This is a genomic window from Geomonas sp. Red32 (assembly GCF_023652955.1).
In the GTDB taxonomy this organism is placed as follows: Bacteria; Desulfobacterota; Desulfuromonadia; order Geobacterales; family Geobacteraceae; genus Geomonas.
This window is the reverse complement of sequence record NZ_JAKLOY010000002.1, coordinates 409,299-433,861: the sequence shown is the minus strand read 5'-3', so window position 1 is coordinate 433,861 and position 24,563 is coordinate 409,299. Positions and strand designations below refer to the sequence as shown.

The following is a 24,563-nucleotide window of genomic DNA, read 5'->3' as shown; positions in this document are numbered from 1 at the left end:
GGGGATGACCGTAGAGGGAGGTTACCTGGCGTCGCTCCTCAAAAGCGCAAGGAGCTCGTCCGCGGACATCTTTCCGGAGAGATCGCTCTCTTCCAACAGGCTGTCAGCCAGGCCGCGCTTGTGCTGGTGGAGGCTGACGATCTTTTCCTCGATGGTCCCCTTGGCGACCAGCCGGTAGATGGTGACCGGCCGCTGCTGGCCGATCCGGTGGGCCCGGTCCGAGGCCTGGTCCTCGACCGCCGGGTTCCACCAGGGATCCATGTGGATGACGTAGTCGGCGGCGGTGAGATTCAAGCCGACCCCGCCGGCCTTGAGGCTGATGAGGAAAAGGTCTCCATCGCCCGCCTGGAAGGCGTCCATGCTCCTCTTCCGTTCCGCGGGCGGGGTGCTCCCGTCGAGGTACTGGTAGGAGATCCCGCATCTTTCCACGAACTCCCGGATGATGGTCAGGTGCCCGACGAACTGGCTGAAGACCAGCGCCTTGTGGCGGTTCTCCTTGAGTTCCTCCAGGATCTCGCCGAAGGCGGCCAGCTTGGCGCTCGGGATGGGACTCTCCGGAAGCACCAGGCGCGGATTGCAGCAGGCCCGCCGCAGCCGCATGATCTCCGCCAGGATCTTCATGTGGAGCTCGCCCTTCCCCTCGACCTTCCCGATCCCCGCGAGATTGTCCAGGGCGCTCCGGCGCATCGCCTCGTAAAGGGCGGCCTCTTCCTTCCCCATTTCCACCCGGACGGTGATCTCGGTGCGCGGCGGGAGCTCCTCCAGCACCTGGTTCTTGGTCCGGCGCAGGATGAAGGGCTGGATCAGCTTTTTAAGCCGCACCCGCGCCTTCTTGTCCTCCGTCTTCTCTATGGGGGAGGCGAACTTGACGTTGAACTGTTTGAGCGATCCTAGAAGCCCCGGATTGATGAACCTGAAGACGTTCCAGAGTTCCCCGAGGTGGTTCTCGATGGGGGTCCCGGTCGCCACCATCTTGAATTCGCCCCGGAGCTCCATGGCGGCCTGGCTCCTCTTGGTGGCCATGTTCTTGATCGCCTGCGCCTCGTCCAGCACGATGGTCTGCCAGTGGACCGCCGCCAGCAGTTCGGCCTCCTGCTGGAGGAGACCGTAGCTGCAGACCACCAGGTCGAACGGTTTGAGCGCCTTCAGGCTCTCTTCCCTCTTGCTGCCGCCGAACATCACCACGTTGAGGGTGGGGGCGAATTTTCTGATCTCGCTCTCCCAGTTGAGGCAGACCGAGGTGGGGGCCACCACGAGGGAAGGGCCGTTTCCCGCCATGGTCAGGATCTGGGCGAGCGCCTGGACCGTCTTGCCAAGCCCCATGTCGTCGGCGAGGCAGGCCCCGACCCCCCAGCGGGAGAGCCGGTTCAGCCACGCGAACCCTTCCTCCTGGTACCCCCGAAGCTCCGCCTTGAGGGTAGGGGGGACCTGCGGCTCGTAAGAGCGCGCCTCCCGCAGCCGCCGCAGTTGCTCCTGCCATTTCTTGTCGGTGGAAAGCTCTCCAGCCTCCTCCGCGAACTCCTCGAAGAGGGAAGCGGCCAGCGGGTGGAAGCGGAAGGCGTTTCCCTGCAGGTCGGCGAAGGCGGCGATCTCCTCCAGCCGTTTGCGCAGCTGGGCGGATAGGGCCAGGAACTCGCCGTCTCCCAGCGGAACGAAGCGTCCGTGCCCCTCCCTGGCCATGTCCACCAGTTGCCTGAGGCTCAGGGTCAGCCCCTCGTCGAGTTTGAGCTCCCCTTCCAGTTCGAAGAAATCCTTGGACTGCCTGATGGAGGCCTTGCAGTGCCCGGTGGACGCCTCCATCTTCACCCTGAATTTCGCCCCTTCCGGCCAGGCCACCCGCACCGTGTCCCCCAGGGCCTTGAGCTGGAAAACCACCTCCAGCGCCCGGTCCGGGGAAGGGATCAGCCACTCGTTGTCGCTCTCTTCGCTTTCCGGAAGCTCGGTGAGTGTGGCCACCGCGTCCGCCGCCCTGCGGACCTCGAGCCGGAGGTCCCGTTTCGCCTGAAGCCTCTTCCCCTCGATCTCGGCCATGATGGTCTCCCCGCCTCCTCCGGGCCGGAAGTAGGGCCCGGTCTGGGAGAACGGGCGCACCAGCAGTTCCAGCTTGATCCCGGCGCTGTACGGAAGGAGGTGGAAGCAGGGGGTGGCATCCCCCTCGACCTGCTGGGCCGCCGCATCCCCGATATCGGAGTGGACGGTGAGGAGGGAGGAGAGCGAGTTGATCGCCTCCAGCGCCTTGTGCTGCGCCTTGGCGGGAAGGGTAAGCCCCTTGCCGAGCACCGCGGCGATCTTGTGGTGCTCTTCGCGGGCCTCGAATATCCTCAGCCGGGTAGGGCTCTCCTTCTGAAGGTAGATCTTCTGGTCCGGTTCGAAGGGGGGGAAGATGCTCAGCTGGTAGCGGTTCCCCGCGGCGGTGAACTGGAGTTCCGGTTCGCCCCGTACGAGTTCCAGGCGGACGGTACCGGCGGCATCCAGGTAGGTGTAGGGGTGGCCAACCAGAAGCGGGAGCGCCTGGTCGAGGTCCAGCCGGTAGACCTCCCGGCCGTAGCCGTAGTAGCTCCCCGCTTCCCGCTGCTTCCTGATGCAGCTGCAGACCTTCAGGTCCTGGTCGCTCAGGAATCCAAGCTTTTCCGGCTCCTCTGCCAGCCGTTTCAGCGAAATATTCTTGCCTGAGCTCCATTTGCCGGAAGCCCCCTGCTTTTGCTCCCGCGGGGTGACCTCGAGGTGGCGCCCCTCGTAATCGCAGTGCCAGATGAGGCGTATAGTGCCGGCCGGTGTTGCGGGGACATCCTTCTCCGGCGAGGTGAGTTTCATCAGGGCCGCGAGCGCGTTCTCCCAGAACTCGATCTTTTCGACGCAGTCGGCCAGGGGGACGAGCTGGCAGTCATGGTAATGCTGGCGGATCTTTCCGGCGCGGCCGACCTCGACACCGCAGGTGGAGGCGGTGAGGGCGAGTTCGTCCGCCAGCCATTGGTAGCCCGTCTCTTGTGCCTGGTTGGCCAGGGTGGGAAGCGTTTCGGCTACCACCTTGGCGAGCTTGGAATCGCACCAGTGAAGCGCCAGGGTGAGGAACAAAGCCACGTGGGGAGAGGTGGCAGCCCGGTAGATGTTGTTCTCCAGGGAGCGCTTCCCGCCCCGCTCGCCCCTGAGCTCCTTGATGACATCCTCGAGGACCTGGTAGACGGTCTGGTGGGGCCACTCCTTCTTCTTGGTGACGAACGTGCAGTAATCCCCGGCGCGTTTGAGAAGCGCCTCGTCTCCCGATCCGAGCAGGGCCACCAGGTAGATGGGGCCCGTGATGTCGTCGAAAAAGATCTTCCGCTTTCCGGTCTCCTTCTTGAGCAGGGTGAGAGCCGCTTCGAAGAGTTCGATGGACTCCCGGCGTCCTCCCCGTATGAGAGCGAGCGCGCCTGCGACGGCCGCCTGTACGGAGGTGGAAAGCGGCTGGCACGCCTCGATGGCTTCGGCCAGCCGTCCCCTGAGGAAGAGTTCCAGGCAGTAAAGATCGCTGCCGGGCATGAGAGGATTCCCCGTCACCATCTCCTCGAGGGCCTGGAACTGCTCTCTGGACGGCAGCAGCGACTCCTGCGCCGGTACGAGCATGGCCCTGAGTGCGATGGCCTTGACCGGCAGCGGCAGCGAGCGGAACCATTCCGGATCGAAGGGGGCGTTGCAGATGGCGGCGAATATCCGTTCGGTATCGGCGTCGTAGGGGAACTGCCGCTCGTAACGTTCCAGCGCCTGGAAAAACGCATCGACATCCCTGCGGTGGACGGCGATCCGGATGTCGCGGAGGGCCTGGAGCGGCGTGCGGTAGTAATGCCCTCCCCATTCCGACACCATGGGGATCTCCCGCTGTGCCGTGGTGGCCATCGGCTCGAACGTCTGGTCCGCCTGGGCGCTCAGCGTCGCGTGGTGCATGAGGGAGGGATCACAGCGGAACCCGTCGTGGGCGGAGCGGACGAGCTTCAGCCGCTTGAGCTGGTCGAGCGCCTCGGAGAGGGTGATGCCGTTCAGCAGTTTCCCGTCCGGCATGCGGAGCTGCAAGGTGCGGACGAGGTTGAGCAGGGTGGTTTTGGGGACGGGAGCGTAGATGACGGAGAGAAGCTGCACCACGCTTCGCTGGATCGGCGTGCAGCGTGCGAAGGCTTCGAGAAGTTTTCGATCAGGGGCGGGGACAGGCGGCAAGGGAGCTCCTTAGCCTCCCTCCCCGGCCAGCCTGCTCCGGGGGGAGGGGCTGGCCGGGGAGGGCGTTGGGTTGTTAATCCCGGTATCTCTTGACGAGATCTCCGTAGTAGTCGATGCGGCGGTCGCGGAGAAAGGGCCAGATCCTCCGGACGTCTTCGCTGCGGCGGCGGTCAATGTCGACGAGCAGCAACTCCTCCTGCTCGCCTCCCCGGGCGAGGAATTCCCCCTGTGGCCCGGCCACGAAGCTGTTGCCCCAGAACTGGATGCCCGCGCCCTGGCCGCTGGGATCGTTCTCCAGCCCGACCCGGTTGGCCACCAGGACCGGAATGCCGTTGGCGACCGCGTGCCCGCGCTGGACGGTCACCCAGGCGTCGAGTTGGCGCTGCTGCTCATCGGGGACGTCGCGCGGGTCCCAGCCGATGGCGGTCGGGTAGATGAGGAGCTCCGCCCCGGCCAGCGCCATCAGCCGCGCCGCCTCGGGGTACCACTGGTCCCAGCAGACCAGCACGCCGAGCGATCCCACCGAGGTCCTGATCGGCTCGAAGCCGAGGTCGCCGGGGGTGAAATAGAACTTCTCGTAGAAGGCGGGATCGTCGGGGATGTGCATCTTGCGGTACTTCCCGGCGATGCTGCCGTCCGCCTCCAGCACTACGGCGGTGTTGTGGTAGAGCCCGGGTGCCCGCCGTTCGAACAGGGAGGTGACGATCACCACTCCGAGCTCCTTGGCGAGCTTTCCGAAGTACTCGGTGGAGGGGCCCGGAACCGGTTCGGCCATGTCGAAGCAGCCGGTCTCCTCGGTCTGGCAGAAGTATCTCCCGGTATGGAGCTCCTGGAGCACCACCAGCCGCGCCCCCTCGCGGGCGGCGTTGCGGATGCCGGCGGCGCTTGCCTCTATGTTCGCTTCGCGGTCCTGGCGAAGCCCCTGCTGCACCAGGGCGACCTTCAGTTTTTCCATGGTTTCTCCCTCAGATTTTCAGCGTTCCCACAGGCAGCTGCATGGTGACGCAGTGCAGCGATCCGTGCTGGAGGATAAGCGGCAGGCAGTCGATCCCGACGATCTCACACTCCGGGAAGGCGCGGCCGATCGCCTCCAGGGCGGCGGTATCCTTTTTGTCCTGGTAGGTGGGGACCAGCACCGCGCCGTTCACCACCAGGAAGTTGGCGTAGGTGGCGGGGAGCCGGGTCCCTTCCTCGTCGAAGCAGGGGTGGGGCCAGGGGAGGGGGATCAGCCGGTACGGCTTACCCTCCCTGGTGGTAAAGGCCTTGAGCTCTGCCTCCATGGCCGAGAGCGCGTTGAAATGCTCGTCGTCCGGGTCGTCGCAGGTAACGTAGACGATGGTGTCGTTCGGGCAGAGGCGGGCCAGGGTATCGACGTGCGAGTCGGTGTCGTCGCCGGCCAGGTAGCCGTTGGCGAGCCAAAGGAAGCGGTCGGTCCCGAAGAGGCCGTGCAGCTCCTGCTCCAGCTCGTCGCGGGTCAGGTGCGGATTGCGGTTATCGTTGAGGAGGCACTCCTCGGTAGTGAGGATGGTCCCCTCGCCGTCGCTCTCGATGCTTCCCCCCTCGAGGATCAGCCCGACCGTTTCCAGCGGGGCCTTCCAGACCCCGTGCCCCTGGAGCTTGCGGTTGATCCGGTTGTCGAGGTCGGAGGGGAACTTGAGCCCCCAGCCGTTGAAGCCGAAGTTGAGCAGGCGGGGAACGCCGTCGTCCTGGACGGTGATGGGGCCGAAGTCGCGGGCCCAGGTGTCGTTAGTCTCGACCTGGTAGACCCTGACGCGGGAGAGGTCGGCGCCGCAACGGGCGAGCCGGGAGGTGACGTAGGCGGGATCCGGGGCGGCGATGACGACCGGCTCGAACCGGCTTATCTCGGCGGCGATCCGGTCGAACACCGGCTCCACGCGGTCCAGGTACGGGTGCCAGTCGCTCTCTTCGTGCGGCCAGGCCAAAAGCACCCCATCCTGGGGCTCCCACTCGGCCGGAAGTCTTCTGATGGTCACGTTACATCCTCTTTTCGTGTAAATGGCTGAACGAGAATGATTAGCATACGCCGTTTGTTTTATGCAAGCCAAAAGGGGGAGCAAAGAGCCCGCGTATACGGGAGGCGAAGGGGTTGCGTCCGGGCGCCGATGGCCGTATTATGCCGGGGCTGGAAATACTAACCCGAGGAGTGAGCAATGGCCTTTCCCGAGACGGTCAACCTTCCCTTTAACGGCGAAATCATCCGTTCCCGTTTCGTGCAGAGAAAACCGGGCGAACTGGAAACGGCGGAGGAGGGGTACTGGGCCCTCGTGCAGGGGGATTCCCTGGTGCTTGCCGGTGGCGGCCTCTACGCCGGCCTCCTTCCCGCCGAACTGGCGATAGCCTCCGGCCCCATCGTCTTCGGCGAGTGGGACGGCAGGCCGGTCCGGGTGGCCACCGTCTCCCGCGATGCCCAGCTTCCGGAAGGATTCGCCGCCATCCAGTGGATGGAGCTTCCCGACGATCTCGCCACCCTCTACGGACTGGCCCGCCAGATCGTCTTCTGGGAACGCCTGAGCTCGCTTTGCTCCCGCTGTGGCGGTTCCACGACGCGCATCCCGTTCTCGTGGGGCAAGAAGTGCGGCGGCTGCGGCCACGAGCATTTTCCCCACATCCATCCCTGCGTCATCGTGCTCGTCAAGCGGGGCGACGAGTTCTTGCTGGCACGCAAACCGGAATGGGCCGCCGGCCGTTACAGCCTCGTGGCCGGTTTCGTAGACTTCGGGGAGTCGCTCGAGGAGTGCGTCGAGCGTGAAGTCCTGGAGGAGACCGGCATCAAGGTCACCAACGCCCGCTACGTCGGGAGCCAGAACTGGCCCTTCCCGAGCCAGCTGATGGCCGGTTTCGTCGCCGATTACGTCTCCGGGGAGATCGAGATCGACGGGAACGAACTGGAAGACGCCGGCTGGTTCACCCGGGAAAAAATGCCGGACTCCCTGCCGCCGCAGCGCAGCATCGCCCGCTGGATCATCGATAACCATGCGCTCGGCAAGGGAAAGTCCGGAAAATGAGATTGGCCGGAAAAAATTCCTAAAGTAATGAGAACGGGACCCGATACGTATTTATGAACCTAGGAGTTCAGAGTTTCTCCAGGGTCTCCTTTTCCGGGACGGGTAAAACCGTCCCTTTTTTTTTGCCCCGCGCCTTCCCCCCCCTCGCCCCCCATCTCACCGTAATTACTTCGACATCCCCCAGGCTGTGCTGTTGTATTGGGACATTGTTTCTGGTAGCATGGACCGTTCGCTCGGCAACCTTCAGGGGAGTTCACGGAAGATGGACAATAGGGGCAACCCGCTGCTGAGGCATCTTCTCGAGATGCCCCCGGCGGCGATCTACAGGCTGGCGGACAAGATCCACCTCTTCAACGGCTTCGAGCTGTGCAAGAGGACCCCTGTTTCCGGGCTTTCCTGGAGCGGCGACGGCTCCGTGCTCACCGTCCGCATCAAGGACGCCGTGACCGTCGACGTCTCGCTCACCCTTTCCCAGGGCGAACTCTCCACCACCTGCGATTGCGGCGTCTGGAGCCCCCGGGGGCGCTGTCCGCATCTCGTGGCTGCGCTCGCCACCGTCAAGAAGGTCCTTTCCCCCCCCTCGTTTCCCATGCTGCACCTCCCCGCCGACTACCTGCGATCCCTTTCCGGCCAGCTCTGGACGGTTGCCTCCGTCCCGCAGGCGGCCCCGGCTGCGGTCATGACCGAGGAGCCCGCCTATTCCCTGGTGGTTGAGCTCGGCGAGGACGGCGGGCGGCTGCGCTTTTGCCGCAGCGGGGTTCCGCTCGTGCCGTGGGAGCCGGACCTGATCCCTTCCATCCGCGAATTCCTCCGCCTTTTGTACAACCCCCTCATGAAGGGGAGGGCGGTCGAGGAGTTCCTCACCCGCTTCGGCGCCCGCTATCCCGTTCTCTTCGCCTCCCCGGAAGGACCGGTCCCGCTCGTCTACGACGCCGCGCTCGAACGCTCGCTGATCCTTCGCCTGGACCTGCAAGGAGACCAGGTGGCGGTCACCAAGACCCTCGATGACGGGCACGGGCTCGGCAGCGACCGCTTCATCTGCGAAGGGTACCTGGTGGACCTCGCCCTGCGCCGCATCCAGAAGATCGACGAGCAGAGCGCCAACGGTCATCTCACCCGGCTCATTGCCTCCCTGCAGCTCGTCCCGGAGCCGTGCGTGGAACGGGACGAGGAAGGGCTCAGGATCGCCGCCGCCTGCTTCAACCAGAGCCAGTACACGGTGGCGGAGGATGGGCGCTTCTTCGACAAGGGGGCCCTCTTCGTGGAGGGGAGGCCAAGCGTTGCCGCCGGGCTCCCCGTTCGCTACCGGCTTAACATCCTGGAGCTCGCCGAGAACGTGCAGCTCGTCGCCGAAGGGGTGGCCGGGGATACCCCGTTCCAGCTGTCGCGGGATACCTTCTGGTTCTTCCCCTCCGCCAGCCGCGCCCGGCTTCCCCAGCCGCTCAAGGCGAAGAAGCGGGTCGCCTCCATATTGGAAGCCTGCTTCGCCACCCTCGCCGGCGGCAGCCGCACCGACAAGGAGAGGATCGTCCGCCTGGCTCTCGACGGCCCCGACTTCTGCAAGCGCAACGTCAAGGCCGAGGCGCGCCGTATGGTGACCTCCTTCTGGCAGTCCCTGACCCAGCCGCGCACCCTTTTGCAGGTGGTGGACGGCCACTGGGTCCAGGTGCCGGTGGATGCCGAGGCCCAGGCGAGGCTTCTCCGGATCCCCTTCGATCTGCTGGGGCCGGAGATCTTCACCGGCACCGAGATCCCCGGAGAAATGGCGGTGGAGCGCAAGCTCTTCATGAAGAACATCGGGACCCTCAGGAGCGAGCTCTCCGCCGCCGGCTTCCACTTCGCCATGGGGGGAGAGGAGCTGGAGACGGTCTCCTGGTCCTTCACCCTGGACGCCACCCGCTCCACCATCGACTGGTTCGAGCTCCGTCCGGAGATCCGCTGCGAAGGGGAGCTGGTCGACGAGGGCGAACTGATGGAGGCGATCAAGAGCGGCGGCGTCTTCCGGAGGGGGGGCGCCATGTTGCTTCTCGACGAGGAGAGCGCACGGGCGCTCGCCCTCTTCTCCGCCCACCCCAAGCGCGAAGTGGTCAGGGTGCCGCGCCTGCAGATCCTCGATTGGCTTATCCTCAGGCGTAGCGGCGTCCGGGTCCTCCTCTCCCCGGAGGACGAGCGGATCATCGAAAGCCTCATGAGCTTCGAGAGGATCCCCCCCCGCCCGGTTCCTGCCAAGCTGAAGGCGGTGCTCAGGAACTACCAGCGGGAAGGGTACAGCTGGCTCGCCTTTCTCTACGAGCACCGCTTCGGCGCCTGTCTGGCCGACGACATGGGGCTCGGCAAGACCGTGCAGGCCATCGCGCTGATCGCCGGTCTCCAGGAAGGGGTGATCGAGTCGGAGCTTCCCGAGGGGGTCCCCCACCTGGTGGTGGTCCCCCCGAGCCTGATCTTCAACTGGGAGAGCGAGATCGGCCGTTTCTATCCCTCGCTCAAGGTGGGGGTCTACCGGGGGCAGGGGCGCCGCGCCGAATTCGGCGGGTTCGACCTGGTGCTGACCAGCTACGGCGTCATCCAGCGCGACATCGAGCACCTCTCGGCACTCTCGTTCAACGTGATCGTCTTCGACGAGGCCCAGGCCATCAAGAACATCCACGCCGAGACCACCGGGGCGGTGAGGAGACTCAAGGGGCGCTTCAAGCTCACCCTGACCGGGACCCCGGTGGAGAACCACTTAGGCGAGTACTTCTCCGTGATGGACCTGGCGCTTCCCGGCCTGCTGGGCCCCTACGAGCAGTTCCGCAAGCAGATGGGGCGCGACGGGGAAGGTTTCATGGAGACCCTTTCCCGCAGGACCCATCCGTTCATCCTGCGCCGTGCCAAGGACATGATCAGGTCGGAGCTCCCTCCCAAGGTGGAGACCGACATCTATCTCGAGATGAGCCCGCGCCAGAAGGCCCTCTACGTGAGGACGGTGGCCGAGGTCAAGGCCACGGTGGCGGAGGCCTACCGCTCCAACGCTCCCGGCCAGGCCCGCATCATCGCGCTGACCGCCATCTTGAAGCTCCGCCAGATCTGCCTGTCGTCGAGGCTGCTGCTCCCGCGCTCGCCGGACCGCGCCCCCAAGATCGACTTTCTCATCGACCAGCTGGAGGAGCTCTTCGCCGAGGGGCACAGCGTGCTGGTCTTCTCCCAGTTCACCTCCTTCCTCGATCTCGTGGAGGAGGGGCTTTCCCAGCAGGGGATAGTATCCTCGCGCCTCGACGGCTCCACCCCCATCTCCCGCCGCAAAGAGCTGGTCGAGGGTTTCCAGAGCTCCGAGGAGCCCGGCGTGTTCCTCCTCTCCCTGAAGGCGGGAGGAAAGGGGCTCAACCTCACCAAGGCCTCCTACGTCTTTCACCTCGACCCGTGGTGGAACCCGGCGGTGGAGAGCCAGGCTTCCGACCGCGCCCACCGGATCGGCCAGTTGCGCCAGGTCACCATCACCCGGCTCCTGATGCGCCACAGCATCGAGGAGAAGATGATGGAGCTCAAGAAACGGAAGCTGAAGCTCTACCGTGCGCTCCTCGAGGATGCCGAGCATGAGGGGACCGGAGCCATTGGCAGAGAAGACTTCGAATTCCTCCTCGGCTGACTCCCGCCATCGTCCCGCTGTCATAGCAGACCCTTCCCGTTGTCCTTACTCTAGATGACCCGCCACCGTCCTCCGCTGGGACCAATCCTCCCTCTTCTTCTACAACATGGAGTTCCCAATGCTGACCTTCTTCTTAAAGGGGAAGGGGCATAGCGGAAGATCATCGATGATCTGCTCATTCAAAGAAAGCCGGGTTGTGAGATAATAAAAGTACCGTTGAGTATCGTAAGTCGAAGGAACCGGTCGCGCCACTATGGGCAATGACATGTTCTCTCTATCCGGGATCTCTCTTTGACCGTGAGAGCGGCCGAAGGGGTCCGGTATGTTCAACTGTTGAGCAGCTGGCGGTTTTCGGTGAACATGGGCCAAAAACCGCTCCCCTGGTGGATCCAGGGGGAAATGCTGTTCAGATTCTGCACATTCTTGCTTGCGTTCGTGATTTGGTAGTGGCGTAAAAACAGCTAGTTAGCTTCGGTACGACTCTCGCTCCTAAAGGGCAGGGAGGATGGCCGTGAGAAAGGCTACTGTTGCCATAATGAGCGTTTTAGCTCTGCTGCTGGTCACGCCGGCCGCATGGGGTGGGACCGCCGCCACCACGCTGCGGGTCGGGGCCGCCGTTCTCCCCTACGTGAGCCTGGACGCGAGGCAGCAGACGGCGACCTACTACGTGGCCGACGAGGACGTCGCCCGCGGCTATATAGATTTGAGCGGTGCGGTCACCGTATCCTTCAGGACCAACCTCGAAAGAGGAGTGCCGGTCGGGGTCGAGAACCTCGGCGAGGGGAGGGTGCTGGTCAGCGAGGCGGGCAAAGGGAACTTCGTTTCGAGCGCGTTCACCCTGGATCCCGCCGGTTACCGGATCGGTGCCCGGGTGGAGAGAAAGCTCGACGCCCGCATCGTACTTTCCCCCGACACCCCGAGAGGGGTCCATCAACTCGCCCTCGGCATCACTCCGGTCATCTGACGGCGGGCGAAGCGACCAAATGCGTCATCGCCCGGTGACGTTTTTTGGCGTCCGATCCGGTGAAATAGCGTCTTTTCCTGCCAGTACATGCCTTTTTCCCTGGCCACCCCGTATTTTTTTCCTTTTCCCCGCCACTACCCCTAACAAAACCGTCTGTTACGCCGCCATCCCTCCGGTATCTCTTTAATAAAGTCCGCTATTTTCCCCTCTTTTCGCCCCCTGGCAAAGTGCTGTATTTTCACGGACATCGCTTATGATCTCATAGAGATAATAGTGCCCCTTTTGGTATCACTCTGTTTCGGCACGGTTCCTGCTCCTAATGAAAATAGTTGACACTATTTCGCCAATACTTTAGGTTGTTACGCCAATCCACCTCTCTCTTTGAGCGAGGGTTGGATGGCTCTTCCCCAACATATCTCTAGACAAAGGCAAAACTGGAGCAATCCAGTGACGCAAAGCCACGGGTCCGTTTCCTCATAGCAGGGAAGCGGATAGCCGGGTTGCCAAAGAGCTTGTGAAGTCGTGCAGCTTTATGGCACCGGTGCGCCCGGACAGTGAGTAGCCCGGCTTCCATTGAGGCCGGGCTTTTCTGTTTTTATTCACGCTATCTCGTACCTTGCCGGTTTTTCTTGAAGTCATAGGTGAGGGGATAGATTTATCGAGGCCTATAAACCTTTACTGTGCACCTGTATCAATTGAGAAAAGGAGATTAACGATGAAAAAACTGATTTCCGTTGTCACCGCCGCAGCCCTGGTCGCCTTCGCAGGTTCCGCCTTCGCCGCCTCCACCACCGCCACCGTCAGCGTGAGCGCCACCGTGGCCGCTTCCTGCACCGCCTCCACCAACACCAACATCAGTTTCGGCACCCTCGACCCGATCCTCGACGGCGCCACCACCACCGCCAGCAGCAAGTCCGGCGCCGGCCAGATCCTCGTTCAGTGCACCCAGGGGACCAACTACACCTTCACCGCTCCGGGTTCCGTGAACATGCTCAACGGCACCAACACCATCGCCTTCACCCCGGTGCTGCCGACCATTCCCGCCAATGACGGTGCCGTGGCCGGTAAGACCTACACCATCGACGCCTCGGTGGCCAAGACCGCCTACGCCTCCGTTCCGGCCGGCGCCTACACCGGCAACCTGGTCGTCACCATCAACTACTAATCTTTTCGGACTCGCTGTTTGACGGAGTCGAGGGGGAGGGGAACTTCCCCTCCCCCTTTTTTTCCCACATCCGGGAGCGATGCTAACTATGGGTATCGGGACAAGGATATCGCTGGCGGCCGCCGTCCTCATGACGGCCATGCTGCCCGGCGCCCCGGGTAACGCCGGTGCGGCCACTTCCGCGGCCCAGTTGCAGGCCTCGGCGGTGATTGCCCCCAGCAAAGGGACCTGCACCTTCGATACCGGTGGTCCCTACGCGATCGCCTTCCCCACCATCAACCCCCTCGCCGCCACCCCGTTGACCGCTACCGTAACCTTCACCGTTACCTGCACGGGGCTTACCGGTTCCGGCGGCAAGACCGTCATCGTCGAGACCGCCACCAGCAACCAGCTCTATCTCACCAACGGGAGCGACCGGATCCCTTACAGTCTGAGCCTCCCTTCCAGCCAGGCGGCCACCAACAAGAAGCCTACTTCCTTCACCGTCACCGCCACCATCGCGGCCTCCGCCTACGTCACCGCTCCGGCGGGTGCCTACAGCGACTCGGTGCTCATCGACATACTCCCTTGATACCGCTGGAAAACCGGCAGGTGACGGTTGCATTTTCCCGTCTTTGCGGCTAGAGTGCGGCAGCCGCAGAGAAACATGCTTGCCCGAATCGGTTCCGTGGCTGGAGGCTTCCCATGCATCACTTTTTTCCCCGTGTACGGCGTCTGTCCAACTGGCTGCTGACCGCCCCTTTGCTGGTCGTCCTTTCCCTCCCCGCCTTCTTACCCGATACTCCGGCCTGTGCCGGCGAGTGGCGGGTGACGCCGATCCGGGTCTTCTTCGAGCGGGGCGCCCGCAGCGGGATCGTCAACGTGGAAAACGACGGCGACACCCCGCTGGTTTTGCAGGTGAAGGCGGTCGAATGGACCCAGGACGCCACCGGGGCCGATCGCTACGTCGACAGTAACGACCTCATCTTCTTCCCCAAACAGTTGACCGTACCTCCCAAGGACCAGCGGCTGATCCGGCTGGGACTCAAGGGGGGCGCCGTCCTCCGCGAGCGGACCTTCCGGCTTTACGTCGAGGAGGTTCCCAAGCTTCAGTCCCCGGAAGACAAAAAGGCTGCCATGGGCGCCACCGTTTCGGTCAATATCCGCTTCGCCATCCCGATATTCATCACCCCCGCCAAGGAGGTCAATGCCGCCGGCATCTCCAAGGCGGAGCTCAAGGGGGGGACGGTGACCGTCGCGGTGGCCAACAACGGCAACCAGCACTTCCGGGTGAACTCGCTCGAAGTGACCGGCAAGAACGCTTCCGGCGCCACCACCTTCAGCAGGAAAGCCGATGGCTGGTATGTCTTGAACGGCGCCACCCGCAGCTTCAGCGTTGCGGTCCCGGAAGAGGGATGCCGTGCCAGCGAAACCATCGTGGTGACCGGCGATGCGGACCGCGCCGGAGTTCCCCTGAAGAGCGAGCTCAAGGTCGACCGCAACAATTGCCGGCCGTGATGCCGATTCAGGAGTGATCCCGGATGTTTCCCTCGGGATGTAACACCGCGAAAGCCAGTCCGTCATCGGGCCGCGAAGTTGCCGCGACAAGGCGCCGCCGCGCCTGGCCCCTGGCCCTTCTCACCCTGCTTCTCGCGCTCTGCACCACTGCGGCCTCCGCCGAACAGATGGTGCTGCAGCTCTTTCTAAACGGAGAGGACAAGGGGGAGGTCTTCGTCCATCGCACGGAGCAGGGCGATTTCCTGCTGCGCCCGCAGGACCTTACCGCCGCGGGGCTCCAGGTCCCGGCGCAAGGGAGCGTCACCATCGAGGGGGAGAGCTACCTCTCTCTCAAATCCCTCTCCGGGGTTACCTTTTCGCTCGACGAACGGACCCTGACCCTGAAACTGACCGCCACCCCATCCCTGCTGCCCAGCAAGGTGATCGAGTATACCTCCCCTCCGGCGCGTAAAACGGTCCTCACCCGGGACACGAGCCTTTTTCTCAACTACGGCGCGCAGGTAAACAGCGCTCCCGGGGCCACCTTCCAGAACTTCAGCCTGGCCAACGAGCTCGGAGCGAGGTACGGCGACTACCTCTTTCTGACCGATACCCTTTTCAACGACGATCCGCACGGCGGGCAATTTCTCCGGCTGCACACCTCCGTCACCCGCGACGAACGTCCGCTCCTCAGGCGGACCGTCTTCGGCGATTTCTTCGCCAGCTCGGGAACCCTCGGCGGGGGCGTCAACATGGCAGGGATCGGCGTCTCCAAGGTGCTCAGCATGGATCCCTACTTCGTCACCTACCCGAGCTTCGATTTCCGCGGCCAGGCGGGGCTCCCCTCCGACGTCGATGTCTATGTGAACGGGAGCAAGGTGCGCACCGAGCACGTCGCCCCGGGGGAGTTCCAGTTCCACAACTTCACCTCCTACGGCGGAGCGGGGGTAGTGGAGCTGGTGGTGCGCGACCAGTTCGGCCGGGAGGAGCGTTACCGCTATCCCTACTACGCGGCCGACGCGCTCTTGCTGAAACCGGGGCTTAACGACTACAGCTACAACCTCGGTTTCCTGCGCCAGTCCTTCGGCTCCGAGAGTAACGACTACGGGAGCCTCGCCGCGGTGGCCTCCCACCGCTACGGTTTCCGCGATTACCTCACCATCGGCTACCGGGGAGAGGCCGGCAGGGGGGTGGCGGATTTCGGCCCCCAGGCCTCGCTCAGGCTCTGGAGCGGCGGGGTGCTGAGCGCGGCACTCTCGGGGAGCTTCGGCGGGCGCCCGGGAACCGGCGGGGATTTCTCCTACCAGTACCTGGATCCCCGGTTCAATGCCCGGCTCTTCTACCAGTACTTCTCCCCGTCCTACCGGATGCTGGGTGCCCTTTCGGCGCCGCAGGTGCGGCACACCACCGGGCTCTCCCTCGGATACACCTACCCGGCCGCGGGATCGTTCTCCTTCGACCTGCAGGAGCAGTCCCTTTATGCGGGGAGCCCCCAGCGGAGCGCCTCGCTCGGCTATTCCAAGGACTTTCCGGGGAACCTCAACTTCAACCTCTCCCTGCGGCGGATCTTCGACTCCGACACCGGCAGCGGCTATCAGCTCTTCGCCGCGCTCAACTGGGCCCCCCGGAGCGACATGAGCGTCACCGCCCGGGTGCAGGAAGGGGAGGGGAGCCGCAACGAGACGCTCCAGCTCCAGAAGAATCCGCCGCTCGGCGAAGGGGTAGGGTACCGGGTCCAGGTGGAAAGGGATCACGGTACCGGAACCACGGGGGAGAGCCTCAACCCGATGTTCCAGTACAACGGCCGCTACGGGATCGTGCGGGCCGAAGGCACCGGCGTCGCGCGGGACGGGCGCTGGAGCGACCAGTATCAGCTGGCCCTCTCCGGGGCGCTCGTCAAGCTGGACGGGGTCACCGCCTTCACCAGGCCGGTCACCGACAGCTTCGCCGCGGTCAAGGTCGGGGAGGTCGATGGCGTCGCCGTCCGTTACGGCGCCCAGGAGATGGGGAAAACCGATGCCTCCGGGCTGGTGATCCTCCCCACCCTGAGCTCCTACAACGACAACAGCATCTCCTTCAAGGACACCGACATTCCGGTCACCTACTACTTCCCCCAGTCGGCCCGGGTGATTTCTCCCCCCTTACGGAGCGGCTCCTGCGTCAATTTCGTGGTGGTGCCGGCCCAGTCCTTCACGGGGACCCTGCGCGGCATGGTGGATGGGAAGCTGCAACCGCTCGATGCGGCGGAGGTCGTCCTGCCGGTGGGGATGGGGAAGGTACGCTTCGAGACCACGCCATCCGGGGAGTTCTTCCTCGACGTGACCCAGCTTCCGGAGTTCAAGGAGGTGGTGCGGGGCCGGGAAGGGGACTGCTCCTCCGGAAGCGGCACCGCGCACGCGCTCCTTCCTCCCGGTAGCTATCGCGGCATGGTGAGGTACCGGGGCGCCCGTCTCCCGGTCACCCTGACCATCCCCGCTTCGCCGGATCCCATCGTCGATCTCGGGGATATCACGGTGGGGGATTTCTCTCCGGGGCTCAGGGAGCGGCTGGGTGAAAAGTGACGAGTCTTACTGGGGAATGGAAAAAGAGGGGGCTACTTCGGTGAGGAGGAAAGCTATGAAGAGGTGGAGTTGTATTCCGATGGCGCTCCTGCTGCTCGGCCTGACGGCTGGGGGAGCCTTCGCCTTCAGTTGCAGCGTGACCACGACGCCGGTCGGGTTCGGCAGCTACGACGTCTTCTCGGGATCTCCCCTGGACGGGCAGGGGGCGGTGGCGCTCAACTGCAACAATCCCGACCGGAAGCCGATCCTGGTAACGGTGGCGATCAGCAGCGGCCAGGGGGGCTCCTTCAACCCGCGCCAGATGATCCGCAGCGGGGGGAGCGAGCGGCTTAACTACTACCTCTTTCTCGACCCCGCCAAGACCACCATCTGGGGAGACGGGACCGGGGGGAGCTCGGTGATAACCCAGACCGTGACCCGGAACCTTTCGCTCAATGCCGGCATCTATGGGAGAATTCCGGAACGGCAGGACGCGTATGTGGGGTCCTACAGCGATACCCTGACCGTCACCGTTTCCTGGTAGGGATCAGGCTTGGGGCTGCCGGAAGTAGCGGCAGAAGGCGAGGGTGTTGCGGCCGTTTTCTGAGCGGTAGGTGACCTCGTCCATCAGGGTCTCGATAATAAAAAGCCCCATGCCGTTTTCCGGGATGGAGCCGATCACTTCGGGGTCGAATTCGAGGGTGCGGGGGGCGAAGTCCTCGATGGCGCGCCCCGAGTCGGAGATCTCGAAGGAGATCCGGTCGTGATGGAGGGTGACCGCGGTCTCCACGAAGTTTCCCGACTGGTTCTTATAGGCGTGGGAGATGGCGTTGTTGACCGCCTCGACCACGCAGACTTCCATCTCTCCGTAAGTCTCCTCGGCCAAGGGGGAGCAGGCGCAGACCCCGCGGACCGCATGCCCGATCAGCGCCACGTCGCTCAACTTGCTGTCAATGCTGAGATGCAGGGTCTTGCTCACCATGGTGTACCCGTCTTCCTGTATTCTGCTCCCCCTGTTCGCTCCATGACTGGACAAGGGCGAGGTGCTTCAAAAATTCGGCGGCGAAGAGGAACTCCCCAGCCGGAGCGGGGACGTTGATCGCCTCCTCACCCCGTTGAATGGAAAAGGCGAATCCCTTCTTGCCGTTTCTTTCGTACCCTTCCACGCTCAGCTTGGTGACCGTTTCCCCCTCGCCCGCATCGAACTTGTGGGTCAGGGACTCCTTCCCGGCGGCCGCATGGACCACGGCGACCTTGCGGGCGAGCTCGAAGGCCTCCCACGGCTCGGCCAGAAACCGAATCTGGTGCGACCCGCTGGCCAGCCGGAAGAACCGCAGCGACACCCTCCCTTCCGCCGGTTTCCCCTGCTGCCTCTTTTCGGCCGCCGCTATCTCGACCCCTGTTTCGCGGGAGTAGATGGTAAACCGGGGAATTCTCATCCGCTTTCTCCTTTGAACGCTTAAACTGTAGCGGTCCAACGGTTTTTGTCAAACCGGCGGAGGCGGGCCTAGAGCGCGATGGGGAGCCGTTGGTCCAGGAAAATCTCGTTCGGGGTTACCCGCGCGCGGTAGGCGAGCAGTTCCACCCCCGCCTTGGCAGCCTCCCTGAGCTGGGCCCCGTAGGCGGGGTCGATGGCGTCCGCCGGCCGCACCCGCTCGCCGTCCCCCCGCTGCACGACGAAGAAGTTTACCGCGCGGTGCCCCTGGCGCACCATCTCCATCAGCTCTTTCAGGTGCTTCAGCCCGCGCGCGGTGACCGCGTCGGGAAAGAGGGCGCTCCCCTCCTCGACCAGCGTGACGTTCTTCACCTCCACGTAGCAGTTTCCCTGGGGACCGGAGAGCAGAAGGTCGATGCGGCTGCCGGTCCCGTAGGGGACCTCCCCCCTGATGCTCTGGTAGCCGGAGAGCTCCTGGACCGTCCCGTTTTCCACCCCCTCCCTCACCAGCCGGTTGGGATACATCGTGTTGATCCCGATCCAGTGGCCGGCGGCGTGGACAAGCTCCCAGCAGTGCGGGTACTTCCTGGCCGGGTTGGGGCTTCTGGAAAGGATTACCCGGCTCCCCGGGATGGCGCACCCCATCATGCTTCCGGTGTTGGGGGTATGGGCGGTGACCATGCTGCCGTCGTCCAGCTCCACGTCGGCCAGGAAGCGGTGGTAGCGGCGGAGCAGGGTGCCGTGGAAGAGGGGTTCGATCAATTTCACGCGGTGGGAACTCCTTGGGGCAGGCCGGTACCGGCCGCCTGGTGGTACTTTCTTCCCGCACCGAGGGCGGGATTGCCCGGAATTTACTACCGGCGGGAACCTCTGTCTACCTAAAAGAACAGCGTGACAGGAGGTTGTGCGTTCATGGCTGAATCGGCGCCTGAACTAAAATAGACTGAGCCAACAAAAACCCCCGCCGGGGCGGGGGCTCTTTTGTCGGGAAACAGGTTGCCGGATCAGGACATCTTGCCTGACCCTTTGCACAAGGAGCAGGGTACCTCGATCTGCTCGTACCCGGTCTGACGGGACGAGCTGAAGACCTTCCCTTTTCCTTTGCATTTGGGGCACATGCTGGTGTTCATGGATACCTCCTCGATGCTGACCGTGCCAGTAACAGGATCAGATGCTTCTACGACAATTTTAGCAACACCTCCCCAAAAAAGCTATGACTGTGACCGCTGCCGCTGTGACAGTCCCGTTCGCGTGCCTCACCTTCACGCAGCTTCACCCTCCCCGAAACTCTTTGATTCCTTTCGCCATTCTGCTAGACTGGCCGCTGAATCTTCATGAGGAGGGTGCGCTATGGCCAAGGGGAGTCAACTCAACAAGGAGCATCTCGAGGCGGTCAACGCCTTGGGCAAGAGCATCAGCAAGCGGGCCGGCTTCCATTGCGAATGGTGCGGCGGCGACGAGGGACTCAAGCTGTGGGAGTACCAGCCGGACCACGAGCCTGCCCCGGAGAACCTCGCACTTCTTTGCTCCGGCTGCCGCGGCCTGGTCGACAAGCGCACTCCCGACCCGCGGGAGCTCCGTCCTCTGCGTAACGCCCTCTGGAGCGATATCCCCGCCGTCGCCGAGGGGGCCGCCTGGGTCCTTGTCCGCTGCAAGGAGCCGTGGGTCCGCGAGGCAATCGAGGAGAGCCTGATCGCCGATGCGATCAAGGAGAAACTTCTTTCCTAGCGCGCCGTTTACGGTTTTAAGTGTTTGACGGCGGCAGCTTTCATGTGATAGAAAAAGTGGTTTGTTAATGGGAATTTTACCCCCGCCTCGGGGGCAGAGGGAGCGTTATGGCGAAAGGTATCAAGAAGGGGATCGTACTCGCCGGTGGCGCCGGGAGCAGGCTGTACCCGCTGACCCTGGTGGCCAGCAAGCAGCTGCAGCCGGTGTACGACAAGCCGATGATCTACTACCCGCTGGCCACCCTGATGACGGCCGGCATCTCCGACATCCTGATCATCTCCACCCCCCATGATACCCCCCGTTTCCAGGCCCTTCTGGGCGACGGCTCGCGCTGGGGGATCAAGCTGACCTACGCGGTCCAGGCCGAGCCCAAGGGAATCGCCCAGGCCTTCCTGGTCGGCGAGGAGTTCATCGATAACGAGCCGGTCTGCCTGATCCTGGGCGACAACATCTTCTACGGCAAGGTCGGGCTGGACCGCCTGATCGCCGATTTCGACGGCGGCGCCAAGATCTTCGGTTACTACGTCCAGGATCCGGAACGCTACGGGGTGGTCGACTTCGCCCCGGACGGGACCGTGCTGAGCATCGAGGAGAAGCCGGCCAAGCCGAAGTCCAACTACGCGGTTCCCGGCCTCTACCTCTACGACGGCAACGTGGTCGAGATCGCCAGGAACATGAAGCCTTCCGCCCGCGGCGAGCTCGAGATCACCGACGTCAACCTCGCCTACCTCAAGGCGGGGAAACTCTCCGTGGAGAGGCTCGGGCGCGGCATCGCCTGGCTCGATACCGGCACCCACCAGAGCCTTCTCGAGGCCTCCCACTTCATCGGGACCCTCGAGGCGCGGCAGGGGTTGAAGATCGCCTGCCTCGAGGAGATCGCCCTCAGGAGGGGATTCCTCGACTGCCAAAGGATGCGGGAGGTGATCGACAACACCCCCAAGTCCTCCTACCGCGAGTACCTGGAGCGGGTCTACAGCGAGACCACCCTGTGCGGCGGGGAGAGGAAGTAGCCGTACCATTTTTCGAACTGCTGGTGGAATTCACAATGATAGGGGGCCGGGTGCCCCCTATACCATTTCTTGAGACCGATGAGAAACTTCATTATCCGCCATAAGCGATTCCTGATCACCGCATCCCTGTTGCTGGCGGCCTTTTTTATCTACGCCCTCAACCTGAGGAACAAGGAGCACGCCAACACCCTCGAGCGTGCGGTGATGGGGACCACCGCCCCGCTGGCCCGGGGCGGGGCTGCCGTCAACGGCACGGTCAGCACCCTCTGGAACGATTACATCGACCTTTTGGACGTGCGGCGGGAGAACAAGCAGCTCAGGCAGAGTGTCAAGCGGCTCAACGAGCGGATCGTCGCCAACAACGAGGCGATCATCGCCAACGAGAGGCTGAAGGCGCTCCTCGACCTCAAGGGGACCATCAACTCCCCCTCCGTCGCGGTTTCGGTGATCGGCGAGGACAGCTCCGCCTGGTTCAAGACCCTGGTCGTCGACCGCGGGAGCATGGACGGCCTGGCCGAGGGGATGCCGGTGGTGGCGGCCGGAGGGGTGGTAGGGAGGCTCGTGAAGGTTGCCCCCCACAGCTCCCGGGTGCTCCTGCTGACCGACCACGCGAGCGCCATGGCCGCCATCATCCAGCGTTCGCGCGCCCGGGGCGTGGTACGCGGCGCCGGCGGCGGGCGCTGTTCGATGGAGTTCACCGTCAAGGAGGAGGATGTCAAGGTCGGCGACACCGTGATCACCTCCGGCATCGGCGGCGTCTTCCCGAAGGGGCTTCCTATCGGGGAGGTAACCATGGTAAAAAAGGGACAGTACGGGGTGTTCCAGACCATCGAGGTGCGCCCCGCCGTCAACATCGGCAGGCTCGAAGAGATGCTGGTGCTGATCCGGCAGATGCCGGAGTAGACGATCCATGAATAGGTACCTTAAAATAGCGGGTCTGGTGGCAGCGGCCCTGCTTCTCCAGATGACCATTCTTCCCCAGTATCTCCAGGACCCCTTTCAGCCCAACCTGTTGATCATCCTGGTCGTGTACCTGGGGCTCAAGTGGCCGACCCGGCCGGCGGCGCTCGGGGCCTTCCTGCTCGGGCTCGTGCAGGACAGCTTCAGCGGCATCTACCTCGGCCTCAACGCCTTCTCCTATCTCTGCATCTTCACCGTCTTGTCGGGGCTTGCCGACCGGCTCTACACGGACAACCGGGCCCTGCTGGTGCTGGTAGCCTTCCTGGCCACCATCGCCAACGCCTTCCTTATCGTGCTGATGCTTGCCGTCTTCTCGGTCTCCTACGGCGTCTACGCCTCGGTGCTCCCGGCCCTGATCCCCCAATCCCTCGTCAACGCGCTGGTCGCCTCCATCTTCTTCACCTTCAGGCTTCCCACCAGCGAGGAGGCGCGATGAAACCGCAGCAAAACATCCTTCCCGACGACGACGGCTCCCACCGCCTGATCGGGATTTCCCTCGGCGCTTGCGTCATGTTCTTCCTGATCCTGACCAGGCTCTGGTACCTCCAGATCATCGATACCGAAAATCTGATGGACCAGTCCGAGAGCAACCGCCTCCGGTTCGTGCCGGTGGCCGCCCCGCGCGGGGCCATCGTGGACCGTAACGGCAAGGTGCTGGTCTCCAACACCCCTTCCTTCTCGGTCGCCGTCATCCCGCAGGACGTGAAGAACAAGGATGAGCTGGTCGGCAACCTGGCGCGCTACCTGAAGCTCGACCGCCAGGAGATCGTCGACAAGTGGACCAAGGGGCAGGGGAGGGCCAAGTATTACCCGCTGGTGGTAGCCTCCGGGATCACGCGCGACCAGATGGAGTTCCTCGAAGAGAACCGTCTCTCCCTTTCCGGGGTCAACATCGAGATGAAGCCGATCCGCGCCTACGCCAACGGCGAGCTGGCCGCCCACCTCCTGGGGTACCTGGGCGAGGTCTCCGAGGACGAGCTCGGCACCGAGCGTTACAAGGATTACAACGCCGGGGACTATACCGGCAAGAGCGGGATCGAACGGAGCTGGGAGAGCTTCCTGCACGGCACCGACGGGGGGCGCCAGATCGAGGTCGACGCCCGGGGGCGGTTCCTGAGGACCGTGGAGGAGACCAACTCCATGGTGGGGAACACCGTCATGCTCACCATCGACGTCGAGATGCAGAAGGCGGCGGAAGAAGCCTTGGCGGGGAGGGCGGGGGCCGCGGTGGCCATGGACGTCAACACCGGGGAGATCCTCGCCTTCGCCAGCAGTCCCAACTTCGACCCGGCCCTCTTCACCGGCCGCATACCGGCCGACAAGTGGAAAGGGTACCTGGAGGACGAAAAACGGCCCCTGGAGAACAAGGCGCTCAGGGGGATGTATCCTCCTGGTTCGACCTTCAAGATCGTCACCGCCATCGCGGGGCTGGAGGAAGGGCTGATCGACGAGCACACGGCGGTCGATTGCCCCGGCTACTACAAGTTCGGTAACGCCACCTTCCGTTGCTGGGACAAGAAGGGGCACGGCCACGTTGAGTTGAGAAAGGCGCTACGGGAGTCCTGCGACGTCTATTTCTACAAGCTTGCCGAACGGCTTGGCGTCGACCGCATCGCCGCCTACGCTAGGAAGCTTGGACTCGGTGCCCCGCTCGGGGTTGGGCTCGACAACGAGAAGGGTGGCCTGATCCCGACCCAGGCCTGGAAGCTCAAGCGCTTCGGCAAGAGATGGTACTCGGGTGAGACCCTCCCGGTCGGCATCGGCCAGGGGTACGTGCTGACCACCCCGATCCAACTCGCCTCCATGATCTCGACGGTGGCCAACGAGGGGACCGTCTTCCAGCCGCACCTGGTCAAGAAGGTGGTCGATTCCGACGGCAAGGTCATCAAGGAGTTCCAGCCCCAGGTGCTGCAGAAGGCCGCGCTCAAGCCGCAGACCTACAAGCTGATCAAGGACGGGCTCTTCGCCGTCGTCAACGAGCCGCACGGCACCGGCGGGATGGCAAGGCTCTCCGAGGTCAAGGTCGCCGGCAAGACCGGCTCGTCGCAGGTCGTCAAGCTCCGTGCCGTCAAGGGGGACATACCCTACAAGTACCGCGACCACGCCCTCTTCGTCGGCTACGCCCCCTACGAGAAGCCCGAGATCGCGGTAGCGGTCATCGTCGAGCACGGCGAGCACGGCGGTTCCGCCGCGGCCCCGGTGGCCGGCCGGGTGCTGAGAGCCTACTTCGAGCAGAAGGGGGTCATCAAGAAGCCGGTACCGAAGAAGGCGGTGACGGCAGGAGAAGGCGAGGGGAGCGGCCCGGGAGCACCGGCGCCTGCCCCAGGCTCTCCCGCTGCACCGGCAGGCGGCGTCCCTGCTGCCACCCTTCCGGCTCCGCCCGCGGCCAAGCCCGCCGCCGACCGCCCCCAGGTACACTGATGCAGTATCTTAGGCATTGGCAATC

20 protein-coding genes and 1 riboswitch are annotated in these 24,563 nt (G+C 63.9%); of the genes, 13 read left to right on the top strand and 7 right to left on the bottom strand.

Annotated features, from left to right (window positions below; translation table 11 throughout):
* Positions 1-21 precede the first annotated feature (21 nt).
* From L4X63_RS08805 to L4X63_RS08795, 3 genes are all read right to left on the bottom strand, one after another.
* Positions 22-4,188 carry a DEAD/DEAH box helicase gene (locus L4X63_RS08805; protein ID WP_250678238.1) on the bottom strand — a complete coding sequence of 1,389 codons (4,167 nt, stop codon included), beginning with the start codon at positions 4,186-4,188 and terminating at the stop codon, positions 22-24.
* Positions 4,189-4,261: 73 nt separating this feature from the next.
* Positions 4,262-5,143 (bottom strand): carbon-nitrogen hydrolase, encoded by an 882-nt coding sequence (locus L4X63_RS08800; RefSeq protein ID WP_284694549.1) that lies wholly within the window; start codon positions 5,141-5,143, stop codon positions 4,262-4,264.
* A 10-nt stretch (positions 5,144-5,153) separates the two neighbouring features.
* Positions 5,154-6,182 (bottom strand): agmatine deiminase family protein, encoded by a 1,029-nt coding sequence (locus L4X63_RS08795; RefSeq protein WP_250678237.1) that lies wholly within the window; start codon positions 6,180-6,182, stop codon positions 5,154-5,156.
* A 177-nt stretch (positions 6,183-6,359) separates the two neighbouring features.
* Here L4X63_RS08795 and nudC point away from each other — a divergent pair, with 177 nt between their 5' ends.
* The 8 genes from nudC (at position 6,360) to L4X63_RS08755 (ending at position 17,528) form a co-directional block, all read left to right on the top strand.
* Entirely contained in the window at positions 6,360-7,214 is an 855-nt protein-coding gene (nudC, locus tag L4X63_RS08790) for an NAD(+) diphosphatase (RefSeq protein WP_250678236.1), read from the top strand.
* A 262-nt stretch (positions 7,215-7,476) separates the two neighbouring features.
* A complete protein-coding gene (locus L4X63_RS08785) occupies positions 7,477-10,839 on the top strand; it encodes a DEAD/DEAH box helicase (RefSeq protein WP_250678235.1) in 3,363 nt (1,120 codons plus the stop codon).
* A 535-nt stretch (positions 10,840-11,374) separates the two neighbouring features.
* Positions 11,375-11,803 carry a hypothetical protein gene (locus L4X63_RS08780; RefSeq protein ID WP_250678234.1) on the top strand — a complete coding sequence of 143 codons (429 nt, stop codon included), beginning with the start codon at positions 11,375-11,377 and terminating at the stop codon, positions 11,801-11,803.
* Positions 11,804-12,220: 417 nt separating this feature from the next.
* Positions 12,221-12,311: riboswitch (cyclic di-GMP riboswitch) on the top strand.
* A gap of 207 nt (positions 12,312-12,518) precedes the next feature.
* Complete coding sequence (locus L4X63_RS08775) at positions 12,519-12,968, top strand: spore coat protein U domain-containing protein (RefSeq protein WP_284694548.1); 450 nt, start codon at positions 12,519-12,521, stop codon at positions 12,966-12,968.
* An 88-nt stretch (positions 12,969-13,056) separates the two neighbouring features.
* Positions 13,057-13,539: a Csu type fimbrial protein gene (locus tag L4X63_RS08770; RefSeq protein WP_250678233.1), complete on the top strand. Its 483-nt coding sequence runs from the start codon at positions 13,057-13,059 to the stop codon at positions 13,537-13,539.
* A gap of 113 nt (positions 13,540-13,652) precedes the next feature.
* Positions 13,653-14,465 (top strand): fimbrial biogenesis chaperone, encoded by an 813-nt coding sequence (locus L4X63_RS08765; protein ID WP_250678232.1) that lies wholly within the window; start codon positions 13,653-13,655, stop codon positions 14,463-14,465.
* Between the two features lie 23 nt (positions 14,466-14,488).
* Entirely contained in the window at positions 14,489-17,005 is a 2,517-nt protein-coding gene (locus L4X63_RS08760; RefSeq protein WP_250678231.1) for a fimbria/pilus outer membrane usher protein, read from the top strand.
* Between the two features lie 55 nt (positions 17,006-17,060).
* A complete protein-coding gene (locus tag L4X63_RS08755) occupies positions 17,061-17,528 on the top strand; it encodes a Csu type fimbrial protein (RefSeq protein WP_250678230.1) in 468 nt (155 codons plus the stop codon).
* 3 nt (positions 17,529-17,531) lie between these two features.
* Here the strand turns inward: L4X63_RS08755 and L4X63_RS08750 are convergent, their stop codons facing one another.
* From L4X63_RS08750 to L4X63_RS23615, 4 genes are all read right to left on the bottom strand, one after another.
* The gene (locus L4X63_RS08750; RefSeq protein WP_250678229.1) at positions 17,532-17,966 is read right to left on the bottom strand and encodes an ATP-binding protein; all 435 of its coding nucleotides are present in this window, start codon (positions 17,964-17,966) and stop codon (positions 17,532-17,534) included.
* Positions 17,935-18,423: a hypothetical protein gene (locus L4X63_RS08745; protein ID WP_250678228.1), complete on the bottom strand. Its 489-nt coding sequence runs from the start codon at positions 18,421-18,423 to the stop codon at positions 17,935-17,937. The genes L4X63_RS08750 and L4X63_RS08745 overlap by 32 nt, the downstream gene beginning before the upstream one ends.
* Before the next feature lie 68 nt (positions 18,424-18,491).
* Positions 18,492-19,187 carry a DNA/RNA nuclease SfsA gene (gene sfsA / locus L4X63_RS08740; RefSeq protein WP_250678227.1) on the bottom strand — a complete coding sequence of 232 codons (696 nt, stop codon included), beginning with the start codon at positions 19,185-19,187 and terminating at the stop codon, positions 18,492-18,494.
* A 236-nt stretch (positions 19,188-19,423) separates the two neighbouring features.
* Positions 19,424-19,549, bottom strand: a complete 126-nt coding sequence (locus L4X63_RS23615; RefSeq protein WP_284694547.1) for a hypothetical protein — start codon at positions 19,547-19,549, stop codon at positions 19,424-19,426.
* Between the two features lie 220 nt (positions 19,550-19,769).
* Between L4X63_RS23615 and L4X63_RS08735 the strand changes: the two genes are divergently transcribed.
* From L4X63_RS08735 to mrdA, 5 genes are all read left to right on the top strand, one after another.
* Positions 19,770-20,147, top strand: coding sequence for a hypothetical protein (locus tag L4X63_RS08735; protein ID WP_250678226.1), 378 nt, complete (start codon positions 19,770-19,772; stop codon positions 20,145-20,147).
* 107 nt (positions 20,148-20,254) lie between these two features.
* Entirely contained in the window at positions 20,255-21,157 is a 903-nt protein-coding gene (rfbA, locus tag L4X63_RS08730) for a glucose-1-phosphate thymidylyltransferase RfbA (protein WP_250678225.1), read from the top strand.
* Between the two features lie 78 nt (positions 21,158-21,235).
* Entirely contained in the window at positions 21,236-22,060 is an 825-nt protein-coding gene (mreC, locus tag L4X63_RS08725) for a rod shape-determining protein MreC (protein ID WP_250678224.1), read from the top strand.
* Between the two features lie 7 nt (positions 22,061-22,067).
* Positions 22,068-22,553 carry a rod shape-determining protein MreD gene (gene mreD, locus L4X63_RS08720; protein ID WP_250678223.1) on the top strand — a complete coding sequence of 162 codons (486 nt, stop codon included), beginning with the start codon at positions 22,068-22,070 and terminating at the stop codon, positions 22,551-22,553.
* Entirely contained in the window at positions 22,550-24,538 is a 1,989-nt protein-coding gene (mrdA, locus tag L4X63_RS08715; protein ID WP_250678222.1) for a penicillin-binding protein 2, read from the top strand. Before mreD ends, mrdA begins: the two co-directional genes overlap by 4 nt.
* The last annotated feature ends 25 nt before the right edge of the window (positions 24,539-24,563 follow it).

Excerpts from the sequence above, each read along its gene's own strand:
- L4X63_RS08770 (WP_250678233.1), top strand. The coding sequence starts at position 13,057 with ATGGGTATCGGGACAAGGATATCGCTGGCGGCCGCCGTCCTCATGACG.
- nudC (WP_250678236.1), top strand. The coding sequence starts at position 6,360 with ATGGCCTTTCCCGAGACGGTCAACCTTCCCTTTAACGGCGAAATCATC.
- L4X63_RS08760 (WP_250678231.1), top strand. The coding sequence starts at position 14,489 with ATGTTTCCCTCGGGATGTAACACCGCGAAAGCCAGTCCGTCATCGGGC.
- L4X63_RS08765 (WP_250678232.1), top strand. The coding sequence starts at position 13,653 with ATGCATCACTTTTTTCCCCGTGTACGGCGTCTGTCCAACTGGCTGCTG.
- L4X63_RS08775 (WP_284694548.1), top strand. The coding sequence starts at position 12,519 with ATGAAAAAACTGATTTCCGTTGTCACCGCCGCAGCCCTGGTCGCCTTC.
- L4X63_RS08745 (WP_250678228.1), bottom strand. The coding sequence starts at position 18,423 with ATGAGAATTCCCCGGTTTACCATCTACTCCCGCGAAACAGGGGTCGAG.
- rfbA (WP_250678225.1), top strand. The coding sequence starts at position 20,255 with ATGGCGAAAGGTATCAAGAAGGGGATCGTACTCGCCGGTGGCGCCGGG.
- L4X63_RS08785 (WP_250678235.1), top strand. The coding sequence starts at position 7,477 with ATGGACAATAGGGGCAACCCGCTGCTGAGGCATCTTCTCGAGATGCCC.
- L4X63_RS08780 (WP_250678234.1), top strand. The coding sequence starts at position 11,375 with ATGAGCGTTTTAGCTCTGCTGCTGGTCACGCCGGCCGCATGGGGTGGG.
- L4X63_RS08800 (WP_284694549.1), bottom strand. The coding sequence starts at position 5,143 with ATGGAAAAACTGAAGGTCGCCCTGGTGCAGCAGGGGCTTCGCCAGGAC.
- L4X63_RS08735 (WP_250678226.1), top strand. The coding sequence starts at position 19,770 with ATGGCCAAGGGGAGTCAACTCAACAAGGAGCATCTCGAGGCGGTCAAC.
- L4X63_RS08750 (WP_250678229.1), bottom strand. The coding sequence starts at position 17,966 with ATGGTGAGCAAGACCCTGCATCTCAGCATTGACAGCAAGTTGAGCGAC.
- mreD (WP_250678223.1), top strand. The coding sequence starts at position 22,068 with ATGAATAGGTACCTTAAAATAGCGGGTCTGGTGGCAGCGGCCCTGCTT.
- mrdA (WP_250678222.1), top strand. The coding sequence starts at position 22,550 with ATGAAACCGCAGCAAAACATCCTTCCCGACGACGACGGCTCCCACCGC.
- L4X63_RS08755 (WP_250678230.1), top strand. The coding sequence starts at position 17,061 with ATGAAGAGGTGGAGTTGTATTCCGATGGCGCTCCTGCTGCTCGGCCTG.
- mreC (WP_250678224.1), top strand. The coding sequence starts at position 21,236 with ATGAGAAACTTCATTATCCGCCATAAGCGATTCCTGATCACCGCATCC.
- L4X63_RS23615 (WP_284694547.1), bottom strand. The coding sequence starts at position 19,549 with ATGAACACCAGCATGTGCCCCAAATGCAAAGGAAAAGGGAAGGTCTTC.